17 protein-coding genes are annotated in these 20800 nt (G+C 36.9%); 5 read left to right on the top strand and 12 right to left on the bottom strand.

The window, feature by feature from the left end; all coding sequences use genetic code 11:
* The first annotated feature begins 206 nt into the window (after nt 1–206).
* Entirely contained in the window at nt 207–746 is a 540-nt protein-coding gene (locus AC52CF_RS05580) for a lipocalin family protein (protein WP_394666679.1), read from the top strand.
* Nucleotides 747–805: 59 nt separating this feature from the next.
* Here AC52CF_RS05580 and lipA read toward each other — a convergent pair whose 3' ends face one another.
* Nucleotides 806–1672 carry a lipoyl synthase gene (lipA, locus tag AC52CF_RS05575; protein WP_214590493.1) on the bottom strand — a complete coding sequence of 289 codons (867 nt, stop codon included), beginning with the start codon at nt 1670–1672 and terminating at the stop codon, nt 806–808.
* A 107-nt stretch (nt 1673–1779) separates the two neighbouring features.
* Here lipA and AC52CF_RS05570 point away from each other — a divergent pair, with 107 nt between their 5' ends.
* A complete protein-coding gene (locus tag AC52CF_RS05570) occupies nt 1780–2412 on the top strand; it encodes a hypothetical protein (RefSeq protein WP_375180764.1) in 633 nt (210 codons plus the stop codon).
* A 265-nt stretch (nt 2413–2677) separates the two neighbouring features.
* Here AC52CF_RS05570 and AC52CF_RS05565 read toward each other — a convergent pair whose 3' ends face one another.
* The 10 genes from AC52CF_RS05565 to AC52CF_RS05520 all read right to left on the bottom strand — a co-directional run bounded on the left by AC52CF_RS05565 (nt 2678) and on the right by AC52CF_RS05520 (nt 13560).
* Entirely contained in the window at nt 2678–5191 is a 2514-nt protein-coding gene (locus AC52CF_RS05565; RefSeq protein ID WP_214590494.1) for a M1 family metallopeptidase, read from the bottom strand.
* 15 nt (nt 5192–5206) lie between these two features.
* Nucleotides 5207–5425, bottom strand: coding sequence for a hypothetical protein (locus AC52CF_RS05560; RefSeq protein WP_375180765.1), 219 nt, complete (start codon nt 5423–5425; stop codon nt 5207–5209).
* Between the two features lie 4 nt (nt 5426–5429).
* The gene (locus tag AC52CF_RS05555; protein WP_375180766.1) at nt 5430–6749 is read right to left on the bottom strand and encodes a serine hydrolase domain-containing protein; all 1320 of its coding nucleotides are present in this window, start codon (nt 6747–6749) and stop codon (nt 5430–5432) included.
* 48 nt (nt 6750–6797) lie between these two features.
* Nucleotides 6798–7718 carry a hypothetical protein gene (locus tag AC52CF_RS05550; RefSeq protein ID WP_375191076.1) on the bottom strand — a complete coding sequence of 307 codons (921 nt, stop codon included), beginning with the start codon at nt 7716–7718 and terminating at the stop codon, nt 6798–6800.
* Nucleotides 7718–8512 (bottom strand): thymidylate synthase, encoded by a 795-nt coding sequence (locus AC52CF_RS05545; RefSeq protein WP_496517920.1) that lies wholly within the window; start codon nt 8510–8512, stop codon nt 7718–7720. Before AC52CF_RS05545 ends, AC52CF_RS05550 begins: the two co-directional genes overlap by 1 nt.
* Nucleotides 8513–8626: 114 nt before the next feature.
* Nucleotides 8627–9067, bottom strand: a complete 441-nt coding sequence (locus AC52CF_RS05540) for a hypothetical protein (protein WP_375180769.1) — start codon at nt 9065–9067, stop codon at nt 8627–8629.
* Nucleotides 9068–9409: 342 nt separating this feature from the next.
* On the bottom strand, nt 9410–10759 hold the full coding sequence (locus AC52CF_RS05535) for an alpha-amylase family glycosyl hydrolase (RefSeq protein WP_496517919.1): 1350 nt from the start codon (nt 10757–10759) through the stop codon (nt 9410–9412).
* A 316-nt stretch (nt 10760–11075) separates the two neighbouring features.
* On the bottom strand, nt 11076–11675 hold the full coding sequence (locus tag AC52CF_RS05530; RefSeq protein WP_214590501.1) for an IS1096 element passenger TnpR family protein: 600 nt from the start codon (nt 11673–11675) through the stop codon (nt 11076–11078).
* A 130-nt stretch (nt 11676–11805) separates the two neighbouring features.
* Entirely contained in the window at nt 11806–12837 is a 1032-nt protein-coding gene (locus tag AC52CF_RS05525) for a sensor histidine kinase (protein ID WP_076396548.1), read from the bottom strand.
* A 45-nt stretch (nt 12838–12882) separates the two neighbouring features.
* Nucleotides 12883–13560, bottom strand: a complete 678-nt coding sequence (locus tag AC52CF_RS05520; protein ID WP_076396546.1) for a response regulator transcription factor — start codon at nt 13558–13560, stop codon at nt 12883–12885.
* A 192-nt stretch (nt 13561–13752) separates the two neighbouring features.
* Between AC52CF_RS05520 and AC52CF_RS05515 the strand changes: the two genes are divergently transcribed.
* The 3 genes from AC52CF_RS05515 (at nt 13753) to AC52CF_RS05505 (ending at nt 19378) form a co-directional block, all read left to right on the top strand.
* On the top strand, nt 13753–16554 hold the full coding sequence (locus AC52CF_RS05515) for a TonB-dependent receptor (RefSeq protein ID WP_496517918.1): 2802 nt from the start codon (nt 13753–13755) through the stop codon (nt 16552–16554).
* A gap of 46 nt (nt 16555–16600) precedes the next feature.
* Nucleotides 16601–18019 carry a beta-helix domain-containing protein gene (locus AC52CF_RS05510; RefSeq protein WP_375180772.1) on the top strand — a complete coding sequence of 473 codons (1419 nt, stop codon included), beginning with the start codon at nt 16601–16603 and terminating at the stop codon, nt 18017–18019.
* Nucleotides 18020–18214: 195 nt separating this feature from the next.
* Nucleotides 18215–19378, top strand: coding sequence for a beta-helix domain-containing protein (locus AC52CF_RS05505; protein ID WP_375180773.1), 1164 nt, complete (start codon nt 18215–18217; stop codon nt 19376–19378).
* A gap of 103 nt (nt 19379–19481) precedes the next feature.
* Here AC52CF_RS05505 and hemL read toward each other — a convergent pair whose 3' ends face one another.
* Complete coding sequence (hemL, locus tag AC52CF_RS05500; protein WP_375180774.1) at nt 19482–20765, bottom strand: glutamate-1-semialdehyde 2,1-aminomutase; 1284 nt, start codon at nt 20763–20765, stop codon at nt 19482–19484.
* Between the last annotated feature and the right edge of the window lie 35 nt (nt 20766–20800).

The raw sequence follows: 20800 nt of genomic DNA, 5'->3' as shown, positions 1-20800 counted from the left end.
TTTGTTTCACAAAAAGAGCTCCGCTCAAGTCGGGCTGCAAAGATTCAGCATTAAAATAAAAGTATTCAGATAAAATTAAAAATCTCATTTTTTATGATCTTAGTTTAAGTGAAATCGAAGATTTGCGTTTAAAAAAATTAAAGTCATCTATTAAACTTTCAGGCATCATTTTTGAAGAATCCATTCTACTTAAAAAATATCTTATAATGAAAACTTTTCAGAAAATAGCCATCCCTGTTTCTTTGGGTATTTTAGGATTATTTATTCTCAATTCCTGTTCGGTAGGGATTCCCAAAGGAGCAACGGCTGTACAGAATTTTAAAGCCGATAAATATCTTGGAACATGGTATGAAATAGCCCGCTTCGATTATAAATTTGAGAAAAATATGGATAATGTAACGGCAACCTACTCCAAAAATCCAAACGGAACCATAAAAGTAGATAACAAAGGCTACAACTACGTTAAAAAAGAATGGAAGGAATCGATTGGTGAAGCCAGATTTGTAGGAAAAGAAGATGAGGCACGCCTGAAAGTTTCTTTTTTTAAGCCGTTTTGGGCAGGATATAATGTTGTGGATATTGATGATAATTATCAGTATGCTCTGATTATGGGAAATAATCTGGAATATCTTTGGATTCTGTCCCGAACAAAAGAAATCCCTGAAAGCATTCGCCAGAGATTTTTAGAAAAAGCAAAAAATGTAGGTTATAATACCGATAAACTAATCTGGGTTAAACATAATTAATCAGAATTAAAATATCAGACAAAATAAAAATCGCTCCGAAAACAGAGCGATTTTTTATTTTAATGAATATGTTTTTCTGCGTGATAAGAACTTCTTACCAAAGGCGAACTTTCTACATGTCTGAATCCTAAACTTCTTGCAAAATCCCCAAATTCATCGAATTCTTCTGGAGTAATGAATTTCTTTACAGGAAGGTGTTTTTTTGTAGGCTGCAAATACTGTCCTAAAGTGATTACATCTACGTTTGCGTTTCTGATGTCTTCAATCGTCTGGAAAACCTCATCTTTAGTTTCGCCTAAACCAAGCATTACGCCTGTTTTTGTTCTTCTCTGTCCTGCTTCTTTTAAATATCTTAAAACCTCAAGACTTCTTTCATATTTTGCCTGAATTCTCACTTCTCTTGTCAGACGTTTTACCGTTTCCATGTTGTGAGAAATTACTTCCGGAGCTACATCCACCAATCTGTCGATGTGTTTTGTGATCCCCTGAAAATCCGGAATTAAAGTTTCCATTGTGGTTCCCGGAGAAATTCTTCTTACTGCATTTACGGTTTCTGCCCAGAGAATAGATCCCATATCTTTCAGATCATCACGGTCTACAGATGTTAAAACAGCGTGCTTGATTTTCATTAATTTAATGGAACGTGCCACTTTTTCAGGTTCGTCCCAGTTTACATCCATCGGTTTTCCGGTTTTTACGCCGCAAAATCCGCAGCTTCGGGTACAGATATTTCCAAGGATCATGAAAGTAGCTGTTCCTTCTCCCCAACATTCGCCCATATTCGGACAGCTTCCGCTCTGGCAAATGGTATTTAATTTATATTTATCAACCAAAGTTCTCAGTTCTCGGTAGTTTTTTCCGGTAGGAAGTTTTACACGAATCCACTTTGGTTTCTGAACGGTAGTATCCTGAATTAAATTCTCCATTTATTTCTCAAATTGAGGTTCAAAGTTAGTGATTTTTTTATCGAAACAATCAAAGACACGCATTGATGAAACACATAATTTCGTAATTTTAGAGTACAAAATATTGTATGAAGACTACATTCTGCATTGCAGCCCTTATTTTCAGCACATTCTGTTTTGCGCAGAAGGAATTTCAGCCGAAAAATTCTAAAATCAATGAAACTGTTGAGGGCGATCTTGACGGAGATAAAATCCCTGAAAAAGTAATGGTTTATGATATTCCGACCAACAGTGATTCCGGAGACGTCCGCGAAATTCAGATTCTGAAGAAGGTAAATAATAAATGGACTGTTTTGGAAAAATCCCGAAAAGCAATTCTGGGCAGTAAAGACGGTGGAATGATGGGCGATCCGTATCAGGGAACCGAGATAAAAAACGGAATTCTGGAAATTAGCCATTACGGCGGAAGCAGCTGGAAATGGGGCGGTACAGACAAGTACAGATTTCAGAACGGTCATTTCGAATTAATCGGCTTTTTCTCTGAAAGCGGAAAACCTGAAGAATATTGGACAACAGTAGACTTTAATCTTTCCACAGGAAAGATTGTTTACGAAAAGGAGGTTGCCAACAAAAAAGAATACGGAAATTCGAAGAAAGAAGTCTTCATTAAAAAAGGAATGAAAATCAATCTGCAAAACAGAAATCAGGAAAAAAGAAGAGAAATTCTGCTGCCTAAAACAAAGGAAAAAATTTACATCTGATGATATTAAAGTAAAAAAGCACCTCTTTGCAGAAGTGCTTTTTTAATAAATTTGTTTAAACTTTTTTACCACAAAAGATTTAAACACTTTAGTTTCTTAAGTTTAATCATTCAATGGAAAAAAAGAACACATAAGTTTAAAAAAATCAAAGATTTTTTCTCTTTCTAAACTTTTATTAAATACTTTAGATAAATCCATAAAGTCTTTTTTCTTTTTTGAGGTTAAATTTAAAGCTAGTTAAACAACTTCAATATAATTTTAAAGGTTATTTAAAATCTTCAATGGATTTGTTGATTGCGTCAATCTGTTTATTGATGCTTGCTGCATTTTGAGGATTCTGCTTCAGAAGTTCCATTTTTTTGGCAAGACCGTCTTTCAGCATTTGGGAGATCATCATTTTCGCCTGAGGATTGTTCCCGATCTGTCCTTTTGCCTGATTCAGCATTTTGGTGATGCTTTCTGTCGCTTTCAGGTTATCAGAACTCATAATCCAGTTGTAGCCTTCTTCCGCACTTTTGCCCAGTTCAGGATTCTGGAATTTAAGGAATGGATAAAATGCTGCCATCTGTGCAATGTTTGGCATTTGTGAAGTCACTTTATTTTTAACAATAATTGGTAACAGCTTACTCAATAAATTTTCGGGAGCGCCTTCCAGATCAATCTTATCGGCTAAAGTACTTGCTCTTGCCGGATCGATTTCAACAATAGCACTCACCGAACTTCCTTTCACTGCGTTTGAAACGGCATTTACTCCTTTTTCGAAAACCGGAAGGTATTTTTTATCCTTCGTTTTTGCCAAAGCCGAAATGGCTGCAGCCTGTACTAAAGTTTTAGGATCATTGGAAGCTAATTTTTCTACTTCTGCTCCCATCGCTTTAAATTGTTCAGGATTTGATAAATCCATTAACTGTAAAGCTTTTATTCTCGTTCTGAAGAACGGATCTTTAAGAGCGGCTGCCAGTAATTTTGTAGCTGCCGGATTTTTTCCCACCTGATCTTTAATTCCGCTCAGCGCAAGATATCTGCTTTTAAATTCTTTTGATCCCGCATACTGCATTGCATATTGCTCCGGTGTTTTGGTATCCGTAATGTCTGCCACTAAAATTCCGTCGGCATTAATATTTACGAGGTCTGCATTTTTAGAAACATCAAAATTGAAAGTATTTTTTGCTTCTGCATTTACCCAAACATTGTATCTTCTCGGTTTTCCGTTATCGTACACATCGATTGCCAGAGGAAACTGGAACGGCTGTTCCTGCGTCTGCTCTATGGTTACGGCAACCTGTTTTTTAACCGGCTCAAAAGTATAAGAATATTTAATTTTCGGATGTCCGCTTCCGAAATACCATTGGTTGAAGAACCAGTTAAGATCTCTTCCCGAAACTTTTTCGAAAGATAATCTTAATTGATGCGCTTCTCCGTTTTGATATTCATAGGTCTTCAGATAATCGTTCATTCCTGCAAAGAAAGCATCGTCTCCTAAATAGTTTCTCAGCATATGAAGAATTCCCCCTCCTTTCTGATAGGTTACCAAATCGAAAACATCTTCACGGGAATCGTAATCGAATCTTACCAAATCTTTTTTGAAATCCGCCGGATTATGGATGTAGTTGTTTACATCTTTCATCTGGTGATAATCTGCCTGATCTTTTCCGTATTTGTATTCGTTCCAAAGGTATTCGGAATAATTAGCGAAAGATTCATTTACCGTAAGATTACTCCAGCTTTCTGCCGTTACGAGATCTCCGAACCATTGGTGAAACAATTCGTGGGCAATGGTATCTTCCCATGTATTTTCGTCGATAAGCTGTCCCGGTTTCTGTAAAATATCACTTCCGTGTAACGTTGCCGTTGTATTTTCCATCGCTCCGCTCACATAATCTCTTCCGGAAATCTGAGCGTATTTTGACCACGGGAAATCGTAGCCTAACTTTTTAGAGAAAAACTCGATCATTTCCGGTGTGTTTCCGTAGATCTGTTTTGCATACGGTTCGTATTCTTTCTCGATATAATAATCAACTGCTATATTTCTCCATTTATCCTTCACAATAGCGTACTCTCCCACTCCCATGAAGAAAAGATAGGTAGAATGTCTTTTATCCATCACCCAATGATCGGTTCTAAGACCGTTTGCTTCTTTTTGGGAATCTTTCAGCAATCCGTTGGAAAGGGTTACGTATTTATCAGGAACCGTCATGTAAATTTCCTGTGTTGTTTTCTGGTTGGATTTATCGATGGTCGGGAACCAGGCTGAAGAAGATTCCGTTTCACCCTGCGTCCAGATTTGCGTTGGTTTATCGGGATCTGTTCCCTGTGCATTAATGAAATACAGACCTTTCGCATCACTAATTGCCATGCTTCCTTCCTGTTTTACTTCGTTCGGACGTGCTGTATATTTGATGTAAACTGTGTAATCCTGATTTTTCTGATAGGTTTTGTCTAAAGTAATTTTTAAAACATCATCCTTATAATCATACTTTAAAGGAGATTTTTTTCCATTGATATCCAAAGCGACTTCATGGATCAGCATTCCTTTTGCATCAAGTGTAAGTTCATTGGTCGGATAGAAAAAAGGTGCGGCAGTAAGCCATTCTTCCCCGTTCATCTGTTCTTTCTGATAATCGAAATTTACTTTTAGCTTCGTGTGTTTCAGCTCCGTTACTTTGGTATGAGTGGCTCTGTATACTTTTTCTCTTCCCGAAGTTTCGGTTTGTGCTGCTGCATTTGCAGAAAATAAAATTCCGCCCAGTAAAGCAATCGATAAAATGGCTTTTTTCATTATTTCTTTCTTAAATTATTTTTTAGTTAAAATATCAAAAATATCGTTTACCAATGTTTCGTAATCTCCTTTTTTGAACTGTTCTTTGGTTTTGGCAAATGCTTTTTTCAGCTCACTCTCAGGATTTTCGTCGTCGATAATTTCTATGGATTCTATGCCTTTCATCTGAAGAATTGCATTTTTAAGTGCTTCAGGATCGGCAGTTTCTTCGGTGTTTATTTTTAAATATTTCATTGTTTTATTCTTTTGTAAACGTATTTTTTGTTCCTCCCTGAATAATGACAAACTGTTTTTTTGCCGGATAGAAATCGATCACGATTCCTGCCATGTCAAATTTAAAACTTGTCTCGGAAATTGCTTCTAAAGGGAACGCACTTTGTCCTGTTGCCTGAGCCATCAGTTTTTTATCTTCAATAAAAATGGTAATCTTTAAAGGAACATCTTTGCTTGAATAAGTTCCTGTAAATTTCTGAAGATCATTCTCAGAAATTTCATAGGTCTTGAAATTGGGCATTTCGAAATCTTTTCCCATAGCCGTTTCAATCATTTTGATGGAAATGTCATTGGTATCCATTTCCGATTGATTGGTGCTGAAAGCGGTGGCAATTTTCAGATCCGGAAAATAAAATAGTGCGGAACTGAAATTGTCTATTCCTCCGGTATGACCAAATCCCGAATATTTGTCGAAAGGAACTTTCACCAAGCCATATCCGTAATCATCCACAAAAGTTTTCATTTTTTCAAGGCTGGATTTCTTCACTAATTTTCCGTTTTCAAGACCAAGAATGAAAGTGAGGAGATCTCTTGGAGTAGAGATGATATTTCCTGCACCAATCGGAATACTCATATCCGTTTCAGATGAAGCCACATATTTTCCGTTGATGTATTGATACGCTTTTGCCTGATCTTTCGATGGATCTATTTTTCCTCCAACTTCTGTAAGCGTTAATTTTAAAGGTTTTGTAATTTTATCTTTCAGCAAAACAGCATACGGTTTTTTATAAATTTTTTCGAGAATAAAACCGAGCAGAATGTAATTGGAATTGCTGTATTCGTGTTTTGAGCCGGGTTCAAAATCGCTTTTGTATTTTTTTATAATGCTGATTAAGCTGCTTTCTGTCTGAGGTTTGGTGTTGTACTGCCAAAACTCTGCTTCACTGGTCAGATTATGAATTCCTGTTCTGTGCTGCAGTAAATTTTCGATGGAAATTTTTTCAGCATTTGGGATCTCAGGGTAGAATTCAGAAAGTTTCTGATCTAAGAAAATCTTTTTTTCCTCAAAAGCTTTCATAATTAAAACGGCAGTAAAGGTCTTGCTGATTGATCCGATCCTGTATTGTGTATTGACATTTGCTTTCTGATTTTTCTCCACGTCTGCAAATCCGACAACTTTTATAAACGTAGGACGGTCGTTTTCAGCAAAGGCAAAACTCCCCATTACCTTATGGTGTACGAACAGAGAATCGATATAGCCTGCTAATTTCTGCTTTACATTAGTCTGAGAAAATACAGTCATTGAAAGACTGATGACAGACAGGAAAAGTAACTTTTTCAACATACTTTTGAGATTTGCTGAATAAGTAGTGAAAACACAAATTTTGTTACATTAATATCCTTTTTTGAGAGGATATTCACCATCCAAAATACCGTTATCATTAAGTTTCCAGATAATTTCGTTTTCATCTTCCAAGAGAGTATCTTTTTTAAGATAATCTAAAATGACATTTTTGTTAGCCGGATTTTTAAAAGACAGCAATTCGGTTAAAACTTTTCTTTTACTGTAGCCAAAAGAATCGTTCTTAATTATGGAAATATATTCTTTTTGTAAAAGGTTACTGTAATTTCCTTTATACCAGTGATTAAGATAATTAATAGCCGAAATTTTATGGTTCTTAAATGCCTGAATTTCAATCGGCTTTCTGAAAGTTTTAGGATACAATTTGTATCTTAATGCTTCCTGTAAGAGACTTTCCGAAGAGTTTGAACTAAAAATGATTATACTATCCAGTTTTTGCAACTTAGAATCTGTGCGAAGATTTTCATTGTCTAAAGAATACAAATAAGCATAATATAAAGGTTCCGCAGGATTCTGATCTCCAATAATACAGCCGTCTTGTATATGAATCTGAGATTTTAAATTTAAAAAATTCAGAAAAATTTTATCTAAAACTTCGGGTTTCCGATCCAATAATCCGATAGCCGAATAAACAGCAACAATTCTGTTTTTATTATGGATAAGAGCTAATAATTCTTCATCTGAAGCCAATCTTTTTAATTCTTTGAAATTTTCAAAATTAGCAGATTTTTCTGCACCTTTCCCAATGTTTTTCGTCTGATATACATTAATTTCTGAAATTTGCTTCACAATGCTCCGTAAATGCTCCGGAACATGTAATGTATCAAAAACTACATCTTTGGAATAGTCAACAACTTCTATGAGTTCCGAATAATCAGCCTTCTTTTCTTTTATACAACCCAAAAGAAAAACTGCCAGAAAAGGTAGATATAAAAATCTGGAAAATCTCATTAAATCGCAACAGGCGCTTTAATTCCCGGATGCGGATCATAATTTTCAAGCGTAAAATCTTCAAAATCGAAACTGAAAATATCTTTGATTTCAGGATTTAGTTTCATCGTAGGAAGGTGTCTGGGTTCTCTGGAAAGCTGTTTTTTAACCTGTTCAAAATGGTTGTTATAAATATGAACATCTCCAAAACTGTGAACATAATCTCCAACTTCCAGATCGCAAACCTGCGCAACCATCATCATCAATAACGCATAGCTTGCAATGTTAAAGGGAACTCCCAGAAAAACATCGGCACTTCTCTGATACAGCTGAAGCGAAAGTTTTCCATCTGCCACATAAAACTGGAATAAGGCATGACAAGGCGCTAAAGCCATATTCGGAATTTCGGCAACATTCCATGCAGAAACGATAAGTCTTCTGGAATCCGGATTTTTTTTGATCTGATCAATAACATCACTAATCTGATCCACGATTTTTCCATCTGCTCCGTTCCAGCTTCTCCACTGCGCTCCGTAAACGGGCCCAAGATCGCCATTTTCATCTGCCCATTCGTCCCAGATCGAAACACCATTGTCCTTCAAGTATTTAATGTTTGTGTCTCCTTTCAGAAACCAAAGCAGTTCATAAATAATGGATTTCAAATGCACTTTTTTGGTGGTTACCAAAGGAAAACCTTTCGATAAATCATATCTCAGCTGATAGCCGAAAACACTTCTCGTTCCCGTTCCGGTTCTGTCGGTTTTATCCGTTCCGTTGTCTAAAATATGCTGTAAAAGGTCTAGGTAATTTTGCATGTTGAAGGATTATTTTGAGGTTCAAATTTAGAAAAATCTTACCGATTTTCTGTTATCATAAGTTAGGAAAAAAGTAGTAATGACTGTACACAGATTTCATGATTTAAATAAATCTCACCATACTTTTACAATTTTCTGAGTAACATTATTAACAGAAAAACTCTGGTTTTCAGTTAGTCCGTACATTGCTTTTACCAGAGGTGATTCTGCCGAAACCGTCATTATTTTCTGATGATCTATGATAATTTCTCCCGCCGATGCTGAAATATAGAAAAGTCCTTTATCCGTTTTTACTAAGGCTCCGTTTTGCACTTTTGATGATGGATCGGATGATATTTTCTGAATGATGGATTGCTGATTTAAGGATTCGTTTAGTTGCCTTTGCAGGTTATTGATTTCCTGCTGAAGCATCTCGCGTCCGGTTTCATATTTATCGCCCATTGAACTTTTGGTGTCGTTGTTGGAAGCGCGTGTTTCTTCGATCAGTTTTTCAAATTTCTGAATTTTTTCAGCAATTCTGCTTTTTACCGCTTCTAATATTTTTGATTTTTCCATCTACAGAATTTCATTTTATATTTTAAACTTGTTTAAACTAATTTCAGAATTAACCGCAAAAGCGACAAAAGATAATGTTAAAGCGAATTTGCAGAATAATCAAAGCGCTCAAAAGAATAAAAATCAAAGATTTTTAAAAACTATGCTGAGCTTTTTCATTGATAATGATCAACTTTAAATAAAAAAATTAGTAGATCTTTTGTGGCTTTTGCGGTTAAATAAAAGTTTAAACAGACTTTTTATCTCCTAACATATCTTAAACAAATAAAACGAAGTAAATTAAGTTTAAAATACGCTGATTAAAGTTAAATCTCCGCCAAGAAGCGGAGATTTAACAGGAATTTATTTTTCAAAAACCGCGTAATCTCCGGGTTTGAAATTAAAATCTTTTCCGCTGTTAAAGTCGCGTTTTGCCTTTTCAAAAACATTTTTAAAGCTTCCTGAAAGATGTTCGTCTTCAATAGAGAAGTTTACAGGATCTTTGGACATATTGAGAACCACTAAAACTTCATTGTTTCCGTTTTTCCTTATATATGCTAAAATTTTGTCGTTAGCTGTTGTGTTGAGAAGATACGTGGTAACATTAGAATCGCCTCCTCTTAATGCAGGATTTGAAGATTTTAAGTTGAGAAGGGTCTTATAAAAATCTGCGTTCTGATACACGTTGCTCCATTTGATGACATCTTTTTCAAAAAATTCCAGACGTTTCATGTTGGGTAATTCCTGACCGGAATATAATAACGGAACGCCATTCCAGGTTGTAGAAAATACAGCCATCGGTTTTGTGATCACTCCATATTTTTCATATTCTGTTCCGTTCCATGAGTTTTCGTCGTGATTGGTTGTAAACCACGCTCTCATTGAGCTGTCTCCAATTGCAGAATATTTTCTCAGAAGATCCGTAAGTTCTGAAAGCGGTTCATTTTTTTTGTAATAATCTGCAGATTTGTGCATCCATTTCCATGAGTAGCTTGCATCAAAAACTTTCCCGTATTCCGGACTTTCGAGTTCATCGAATTCTCCCAGCCAGAAAAGGGGTTTTACTTTTTCTACTTCAGGACGCGCCTGCTGCCAGAAATCTACTTCAACCCAGGAAGCAAGATCGCAACGGAATCCATCGATGTTGGCTTCTTTTACCCAGTATTTCATGGCATCAATCATTGCCAGACGCATTTCCGGATTTTTATAGTCGAGTTCGATAATATCATCCATTCCGGAAGCAATATGAAATTTTCCGTCCGGATCATTAAGGTAAAATTCGGGATGGGTTTTTGTCCAGATATGATCCCAACCGGTGTGATTGGCAACCCAGTCGATAATTACTTTAAAGCCTAATCGGTGCGCTTCGTTCACCATGTGCTTGAAATCGTTCAGCGTTCCGAATTCGGGATTAATGGAGGTGTAATCTGATGCAGCATAAGGACTTCCCAGACTTCCTTTTTTATTTTGCTGTGCAATCGGAGTGATTGGCATAAACCAAAGGGTTTTTACGCCCATTGATTTGAGTCTCGGCATTTCTTTTTCAAATGCTCTGAAGGTTCCTTCTTTTGTATATTGTCTTACGTTTACTTCGTAAATGTTGGTAGTGTGTTTCCAGTCCTTAGGTAAATCCATCATGTTTTTTGCAGCTTTTTGCGTGGTACAGGAAACGATTCCCAAACCTATCGCAGCGATTAAAATTAATTTTTTCATTAATTCTCTTTTAACAAAAATAGGGATTGTGATCGGAAAAAAGGAAATCTGAGTCTCTATTTTTGTACAGAAAATGAAATTAAAGTATGCAATAAGCTGTATTCTGACCTATTTTGATCGAAAGCCCGAGATCCTAGCCGAGATTGAGCGGCATGTCTGAGCTCTTTTCGTTTTTTTCGGCGCGGCAGCTTCACTGCCGCGCCGAAAAAAACGAAAAAGCGAGTAGCGAAAGCGCGAAACAGCTCCTGATTACAAGTACAGAATAAAAAAGCCCCAAACTTATGTTCAGGGCGGTATATTTTACAAATTCTTCCGATTATCTTTCATCATCGTTGTCGTCTTCATCATCGAAAGCATCGTCGTTGTAGTCTTCTTCTTCCTCATCATCAAAAGCATCATCATCTTCGTCTGCAAAGTTTCCGGTAGTTCCGAAGTCGTCTTCAAAACCGAAATCATCGTCCATTAATGGCATTGCCGATTTCTTTTTAGAACCTCCTGCGCTTCCGTTTTTACCTGGCGCTTTCAAAGGAACGTTTCCAAATCTGTAGACCGTAATCGGATAATTAACTCCTTTGGTTTCTTCGATAATCTCTACCAATTCGCAGAAAAATTCCCAAAGGTCAAGAAGTCCGTACTGGAACTGAGCTTTATCTCCTAGATTTTCGAACGCCTCATCGATGTACACATCCGACATAATTTCTCCGTCGCCATCGTCACTCATATCTTCTAACGGAACACCTTTTACTATTGTTCCGTCTTCTTCAAGCAGATTAAAAGTGGAAAGCTCATCTCCCTGCAAGCTGAATGCACTCTTAATACCTAAATGTAAGTTCCATAGCGTCTGTTTTCCTTTTACTTCGATATCCCGGAAAATATCTTCTTTTGCATCTAATATTACGCGGATTTTATAAACCATCAGTTTTTAAATTACTTTTTGCCGTTGTTATTATGATAAATCTCTGTTGCAAATATAAAATAAATGAGATGTGACAAAAAAATATTTCATCATTTTTTAAAACATTTTTTTTTCATACATTTTGCAAAAATTATTTGCTTTTCTCCAGCATGAAACTGAATTTCGTGCCTTCCAGATAAACACTTTCTACGGTGATGTTTTCGTTATGGGCTTCAAGAATATGTTTTACAATGGCAAGACCAAGCCCGGAACCTCCTTCCCTTCTGCTTCGGCTGGTTTCCACACGGTAAAATCTTTCAAAAATTCTTGGTAAACTTTCGGATTTAATTCCCATCCCGTTGTCTATAACTTCTATTAAAACTTTATTTTTAAGAACGCTGGTTTTTACCACCACTTTTGCTTCCTGTCTGTTTGCATAGTGAATTGCATTGGAAATCAGGTTAATAAAGACCTGCGAAATTTTCTGTTTGTCTGCCTCCACAAAAATCTGTGGCTGCAAAGTCTGGATCTGCAAGCTTGCATTATGCTTTTCTGCTTCGAGATCGAGAAGATCAAAAATTTCTTTAATTAATAAATTAACGTCAAATTTAGAAACGGTAAGATTTATTTCTCCTGCTTCCAGCCTGTTGATCATATCAAGATCCGTTACAATCGCAATTAAACGTTCTACAGATTTATCGATTCTTTCCAGATATTTATCCCGGATCGTAAGGTTATCTACTCCGCCGTCGCGCAGCGTTTCCACATATCCCTGAATGGAAAAAAGGGGTGTCTTCAGCTCGTGGGAAACGTTTCCGATGTATTCTTTCCTGTAACTTTCCATTTCTTTCATCATATCCAGTTCAGTCACTTTTCTTTGGTTGAGGTCTGAAAATCTTTCTCCCAATTCTTTAATGGTGATGTTTTCATCATCATCATGAACAATTTCCTGAGGTAAAAGCTGCGAAAGACCGCGAACCTGCTTTTTGCCATAATAATTGAATAAAAGCTCTAAAACGATATAATTGATGATAAAAATCAGGACAAGGCAAATAACCAGTCCGATTTTAAAAAATGGTGTACTGTAATAAATATCTTTTAGTGAATCGAAAATGATTACTAAAAGAAACATCACCAATGTCAGAAGACAAGAGGCGACGAGGGTAAGTCTGTAAAATTTCAATTTTACAAAGTTTTATTGGTTGATATAAAGGTAAGAAATTGAGTATTAAACAATAAGTTTATACCCAATTCCTTTTAACGTCTGAATCGTGTTGATTCCCAGTTTTTCTCTCAGTCTTCTGATGTGGACGTCGATGGTTCTTTCTCCCACGATAACGTCATTTCCCCAGACTTTTTCCAGAATTTCTTCTCTTTTGAAAACTTTTTCTGTGTTGGAAGCCAGCAAATACAGAAGATCGAATTCTTTTTTAGGAAGTAGAAACTGCTGTCCGTTTTTAGAAACCCTGAAGTTATCTTTATCAATAATTAAATCTCCGATTTCAATTAATTTAGAGTTGTCTGAAACCTGAGAAGTTAACTGCAATAAAGCATTTACTTTAGAAATCAGGATTTTCGGTTTAATTAATTTAACAATGTAGTCGTTTGCACCTGCCTGAAAACCGGCTAATTGTGAAAATTCTTCGCTTCTTGCAGAAAGAAAAACAATTAAAGTTTTTTGAAGTTCTTTAATTTTTCTAAGTTCCTGGCAGGTTTCGATACCGTCTTTTTCGGGCATCATGACATCCAATAAAATCAGATCCGGAACAATTTCCTTCGCTTTGTCGATACCTTCATTTCCATTAGTGGCTGTATAAATGTCGTAGCCTTCCTTTTCCAAGTTGTAAGACAGAATCTCTAAAATATCCAGTTCGTCGTCGATTAAGAGGATTTTCTTTTGGTTCATTTTTAATTTTTACGAGTCAAAGTTAATAATATTTTAATCACTGTTTAACAAAACGGATATCGTTCACATAAAGTTAACAATTATATTCTTTTCTTAATGTTTAGTTAAGAAAAAATTAAATTTTGCTAAACTACCTAACCCATAAATTCTTTATTCCTTTGCACCGAAAGAATCGAGTAAGATATAGTAAAAATGAAAAAACAAATCCACAAGAGCATTATGCTGCTTGCCTTGTTTTCCGCCGGCTATGCATTTGCACAAAGCCAGGTTCTAGAAGGCAGGGTACTGGACGAGAAAGATAATACGCCTATTGAAGGGGTAAAAATCAAGGTAAATGATCAGGAAGTAACAACTGACATTTCCGGAAACTACTCTCTGAGCCTTCCCCCTGGAACCAATTACGTCATCACGGTAACTTCTAACGGATACAACCGAAAAGAAATAAGTGAAGTGGTTGTAAAAAGTGATGCCAATACTCACCTTGATATTGTCTTAGATAAGCCTAATACGTCTGCAAAAGAAAAACAGATTGAAGGGGTTGTTATTAAATCCAACGCAAGAAAAGAAACGATTGCTTCTACCATCGGTCTGCAAAGAAATGCAGGTGTTGTTTCTCAGGTGATTGGTGTGGAAGCTATTAAAAGAAGTCCGGACAGAAACACGGGTGAAGTTCTGAAAAGAGTTTCCGGAGTGAGTTTATTTGACGGAAAATATATTGTTGTAAGAGGTTTATCTGACCGTTACAATCAGGCAATGCTTAACGGCGTCCAGTTATCCAGTACAGAGCCGGACAGAAAAACGTTCTCTTTCGACCTTTTCCCTGCTAACGTTATTGAAACACTGGTAATCAATAAAACATTTATTCCGGAATATACCGGAGAATGGGGAGGCGGATTAATTCAGGTAAATACTAAGGATATTCCCAATAAAAATTTCTTCAACGCGCAAGTGGGTGTAGGAGGAAATTCTATTACAATGGGGCAGGAATTTAAAATGCAGAAAGGAGGAAAGTGGGATTTCTTAGGAATTGATGACGGAACAAGAAAACTTCCTGCAGGAATGCCTGCCAAGAATTCTTTCACGCTTCTTAGTGATGCAGATAAAACAGATTATGGAAGAAAATATGTGAAAAATCTGGGGTATGATACGAATGGTTTTCCACAGAATATAAGCTTACAGCTTGATGGTGGATTCAATACTAAAGTTTTCGGGAAAGATCTGGGAGTAATTGCAGTTTTAAACTACAGCAACAATAAAAGAAGAATTGAAACGCAAAACAGCTTCTTTACGATCAACGGAACGAAAGCAGATACCAACTTCGATTACTATACAGAAAAATATCAGAATGATGTTATTTTAGGAGGTCTCTTAAATTTAACATTGAAGCTGAATAATAATAACAAAATCTCCCTGAAAAATATTATTACCAACAATACGGTAAACCATATGTCTTTCAGAACAGGAAAAGATTTTGAATTTGATCCGGTAAACGGAACAAATATCATGGCAAGAGAGATTGGATTTAAAGAAACTACTTTCTATAACTCTACTCTTAACGGAACTCATAAGATTGATGCTCTGGGCGGTTTTACGGTTAACTGGTACGGAAGTTTCGGAATCCTGGATCAGTACATTCCGTTGTTACAGCGTTTACAGTACAACCAATATCCCGATATCAGCGGAAGCCCTTATCTGGCTTTGATCTCTAACGGTCTTTCTCAAAAATCAGGAAGTGTATTCTACTCTACACTTAGCGATTATTTATACAATGCAGGAGGTGATATTTCCAAAACTTTCGAAATGTTCGGAGGCCAGAAACAAACCATTAAAGGAGGATATTTATTTCAGGTGAAAGACAGGGTTTACAACTCAAGACCTTTCTCTGTAAGACTTGCAGGATACAATCAGTCATTGCTTTCACAACCTTTCGAAACTATTTTCAATTCTGAAAATTTCGGTACTACAGGAAACAAGTTTACTTTCGACGAAATTGCAGGAAACCAGTACAGATATATCGCAAATACAATTTTAAATGCAGGGTATCTGCAGATGGATAACAACTTTACTTCATGGTTCAGAGCAGTTTGGGGATTAAGAGTTGAAAACTTCGATCAGTTGGTAGGAAGTACGAAAAGAAGTGATGACCGTTTTGTAAATACCCGTGTTACAGACTTTTTACCTGCTCTGAATATGACATTCAAGCTTACCAATAACATGAATTTACGTGTTGCTGGTTCACAGACTGTAGTAAGACCTGAATTCAGAGAGGTTTCTCCATTAGCTTATTATGATTTTGATTTGGGAGCTACCGTAATCGGTAATAAATATATCCAGAGAACAAAAATTACCAATGCGGATGTTCGTTGGGAATGGTATCCGAGAAACGGGGAGATTCTTTCGGTTGCAGGATTCTATAAAAACTTTAAAAATCCTATCGAATTATATTTCAACCAATCCGGAGTGGGAACCAGTAATACATTCAATTACTTAAATGTTGACAAGGCAGATGCTTATGGAGCGGAATTAGAATTCAGAAAGAAACTAGACTTTGTAAGTGCATTTAAAAACTTTACACTGGGAGGTAACTTTGCTTTAATTAAAAACAGGGTAACAGATGCTGCAACCAATGTAGACAGACCAATGCAGGGACAGTCTCCTTATACCGTAAACTTAAGCATGCAGTATGATTCTGAAAAATCCGGATGGTCTTCAACAGTACTTTTTAATATGATTGGAAGAAGAATTCTTTATGTAGGAAATGATCAGGTTCCGCCAATCTGGGAAAATCCAAGACCGCTTCTTGATTTCCAGATCGCTAAAAAACTATGGCAGAACAAAGGAGAAATTAAGCTGAATGTTTCGGATATCCTGAACCGTCATGCGAAATTCTACCATGATCTGAACAACAATAAAAAATACGACAGTGCTGATGCACTGGCAATCGACAGAGTAACAGGAACAAACTTCAGTTTAACTCTCGGATACAACTTCTAATTACAATTAAATCAATTATCTAATAAAAAATAATAAGTCTTATAACATGAAAAAATTTGTTTTATACTCTTTAATGCTTGGTACTTTAGCAACTACTGTTACAGCATGTAGAAACATAGAAGAAGATGGACAAACTATAGTTCAGAACTCAGGCAGCGGAAGCACTGAAAATCTTATTCTTTCAGGAAAGATTACTTCAAATCTTACTCTTAAAGCTAACAATATCTATAAGTTGAGAGGATTGGTATATGTAACAAACGGTGCTACTTTAACCATCGAACCGGGAACTAAAATCGTAGGGGAAGCGGATAAAAACGGAGCATTGATTATTACAAGAGGAAGTAAGATCATGGCAGAAGGTACAGCTGCGAACCCGATTATTTTCACTTCTGAAAAACCAAGTCCGAAAAGAGGAGACTGGGCAGGTCTTGTAGTTTTAGGAGCTGCTCCTACCAATTCTTCTTTCAATGGTCAGGCTGGTGTAGGTGAAATCGAAGGAGGAATCAACAACAGTGAAGGTTTAGGTCTTTATGGAGGAACAAATGCTGCAGACAACAGTGGTGTATTAAAATATGTAAGAGTAGAATATGCAGGATATGCATTTTTACCGGATAAAGAGATCAACGGAATTACTTTCGGAGGTGTAGGTAACGGAACAACTGTGGATTATGTAGAAGTTGCTTATGCAAACGATGACAGTTTCGAATGGTTTGGAGGAACGGTAAACTGTTCTCACCTTATTGCCTATAAAGGTCTTGATGATGATTTTGATACAGATAACGGTTTCTCAGGAAAAATTCAGTTCGGTATCGGCGTAAGAGATTCTCAGGTAGCAGACGTTTCAGGATCTAACGCTTTTGAATCAGACAATGACGCTAACGGATCTTCTTTAACTCCTCAAACGGGTGCAACATTCTCAAACATGACGATTATAGGACCTGTAAACTCTAATTCTACAAGTACAAATGCAGGTACAATTAACGCATTGTTCCAGAATGCATTACAAATAAGAAGAAATTCTGCAATTTCTGTATTCAACTCTGTATTCACAGGATATCCGGTAGGTTTATTTATTGATGCTACAAAAGGTACTCCTACAGACAATAACATCGGAAATTCAAGCTTAGTATTCCAAAACAATATTTTAGCAGGAAATATTACACCGTTAAAATTCGCGGGATCTACTACAACGCCTACAACTTTCTCATTAACAGATCTTACGAACTGGTATAACTCAAACGGAAATTCTACGCTGACTTATTCTGCTGACGTTAAATTAACAGGAGCTTGGGCACCTGCAGGAACAACTCCGAACTTCTCTCCGGCTTCAGGATCTCCATTATTAACAGGAGGTGTATTTACTCATCCAAAGTTAAGCAGCTGGTTTACGGCAGTAACTTATAGAGGAGCTGTTAAAGATGCTACCGACACTTGGTACGCAGGCTGGACTAACTACAATTTGTAATAGTAATTAGTTTCTTCATATTAAATTCAAAAGCGGCATCGGAAAAAATTTTCCGATGCCGCTTTCATGAGTAAGTAAATTTAATTCAGCAAAAAATACCATTGGGAAAATAAGAAGAAAAATGGTAATTTGGTCTTTTCAAATAAAACACAGATCTTTAAAAATCTGTTTAAAGAAGTAAAATCTAAAAACATTATGAAAAACCGCTTTCAGCATATTTTAGCAGCCCTTATTATAAGTACCTCACTTGTTGTTCATTCCTGTAATAAAGAGGATGATGACGTTGCCACTATTCCGGTGGTAGGGATTGCAAAAGATCCAGGTAATTTCAAGGGGGAGGTTACCAGTGGACAGGTTGTAACACTGGATGCCACAAAAGTATACGTACTTAACGGTGCTGTTACTGTAAAAAACGGAGGAAAACTCGTTATTCCGGCGGGAACGCGAATTGTTGCCACAGCGGGCGCATCATCTTATGTTTTGGTGCAACAGGGAGGGCAGCTCTTTGCAAACGGAACCCTTAATTCACCGGTTTCTTTCCGTTCTTCTACAGAAACTTCCGGAAGCTGGGGCGGCGTTGTTATTTGCGGAAAGGCTCCTGTAAATACCGGTGCAGCCAATACTTCTGAAATTTTAAATTCTGCTTACGGAGGAACTTCGGCAACAGATAATTCCGGTTCTCTGACGTATGTAAAAATCGAAAATGCAGGAATCAGTTTTTCTACCAGTGTAAAATTCAACGGACTTTCTCTTTTTGGAGTTGGCAGCGATACAAAAGTTGAGAATGTTGCTTTGATTAATAGTGCTGAAGATGGAATCCAGATGTACGGAGGAACGGTAAATCTTTCCAATATTGTCTCCATCGGAAGCGAGGATGATGCTTTTGTATGGACAGACGGATGGATCGGAACCGCTACCAATATTTTCACTAAAAGAAAAACAAACGGTTCTGGAAATACTGCAATAAAAGGGCTTAACAATGCTTCGAATACTGCAGCAACTCCGGTCTCAAAACCTACTATTAAAAATGTAACGCTTTTGGGCGGAACCTCCGGAGAATCCAAAGCCATCAGATTATATTCCGGAACGTATGCGAGTTTTGAAAATGTAGTGGTTTCTAACTGGACGAACGGATTTTCTATTGAAAGTGATCCTACTGTAACTTATTTTAACGGGCAAAGTAAAATTAAAGATGCCTTTTTTGATACGAACGTTACGAATAAAGTAACTGCCACTTCTACTTCCGGCTCTACAGTAACACTTTTAAGCAATACCTACAACGAGAAATCGGATGCTTTAGGTGCAGGAAACAAATTGGGAAATCCGGCTTGGGCAATCGGCTGGTCTACTTTACAGTAAAAAGTTTATGGTCTAAAATAAAAACATCGGCTTCAGATAAATCTGAAGCCGATGCTGTTTCAATAAAGGACAGAAATAAATCTACTCCTTTAATATTTTTCAACTAAGAATATTCGAATTTTCTAACTGCTTCCAGCGTCATATCTATTTCTCTGTCTTTAATCGCATCACTGATGAAATAAGTCTCATAACCGCTCGGCGGAAGATAAACTCCGTTTTGCAGCATCTGATGGAAGAAATTATTAAACAATGCATGATTGGCTTCCTGTGCTTCATCAAAATTAGAAACACTGTTGATATGGAAGAAAACCGACATCATCGATCCTTTTCTGTTGATTTTGTGGGCAATTCCTTTTTCGTTTAAAATTTTACCGATTTCAAAATCTAAGGTTTCTGTTGTTTTTGCCAGTCTGTTGAAAAATTCAGGATCATTTTTAATTAACTGTAAAGTTTTCAGTCCGGCTCTCATGGCTAACGGATTTCCGCTTAATGTTCCTGCCTGATAAACGCCTCCTTTTGGAGCCAGATGATCCATAATTTCGTTTCTTCCTGCAAAAGCACCTACCGGAAGTCCGCCTCCGATTACTTTTCCGTACGTTACAAGATCTGCCTTCACATTGTATAGTTCCTGAGCCCCTCCGAAAGAAAGTCTGAAACCTGTCATCACCTCATCAAAGATTAATAAAGCTCCGTTTTCATCACAGATTGTTCTCAATTTCTGAAGGAATTCATTTTCCGGCAGAACACAACCCATATTTCCGGCAACCGGCTCAATAATGACCGCTGCAATTTCACCCGGATTATGTCTGAAAAGATCTTCAACCTGCTCAAAATCATTGTATCTTGCCAGTAAAGTATCTTTTGCTGTTCCAGCAGTTACGCCCGGCGAATTCGGATTTCCGAAAGTTGCCGCACCGCTTCCCGCTTTAATTAAAAAAGAATCTGAATGACCGTGATAACAGCCTTCAAATTTTATAAATTTATCTCTTCCTGTAAATCCTCTTGCGAGTCGGATCGCGCTCATACACGCTTCCGTACCCGAAGAAACCATTCTGATCTGATCTACATTCGGAACATTTTCTGTAATAAATTTTGCGATTTCTGTTTCCAGTTCTGTCGGAGCTCCGAAAGAAAATCCTTTTTCAGCCTGAATTTTCAGTTCTTCCAAAACTTCGGGATTTGTATGTCCTAAAATGGCAGGTCCCCACGAATTGATGTAATCGATGTACGTATTATCATCCGCATCCGTAAGATAGGCTCCTTTTGCAGATTTCATAAAAACAGGCACTCCTCCTACAGATTTGAATGCTCTTACCGGAGAATTTACACCTCCCGGAATGTATTTGTAAGCTTCTTCGAATAAAGCTGAACTTCTTTGATATTTCATATATAGTTGTTAGTTAACAGTTTATAGCTGTTAGT

The sequence above is a fragment of the Chryseobacterium sp. 2P genome, assembly GCF_059579425.1.
This window is presented reverse-complemented; position numbering and strand designations above follow the sequence as displayed.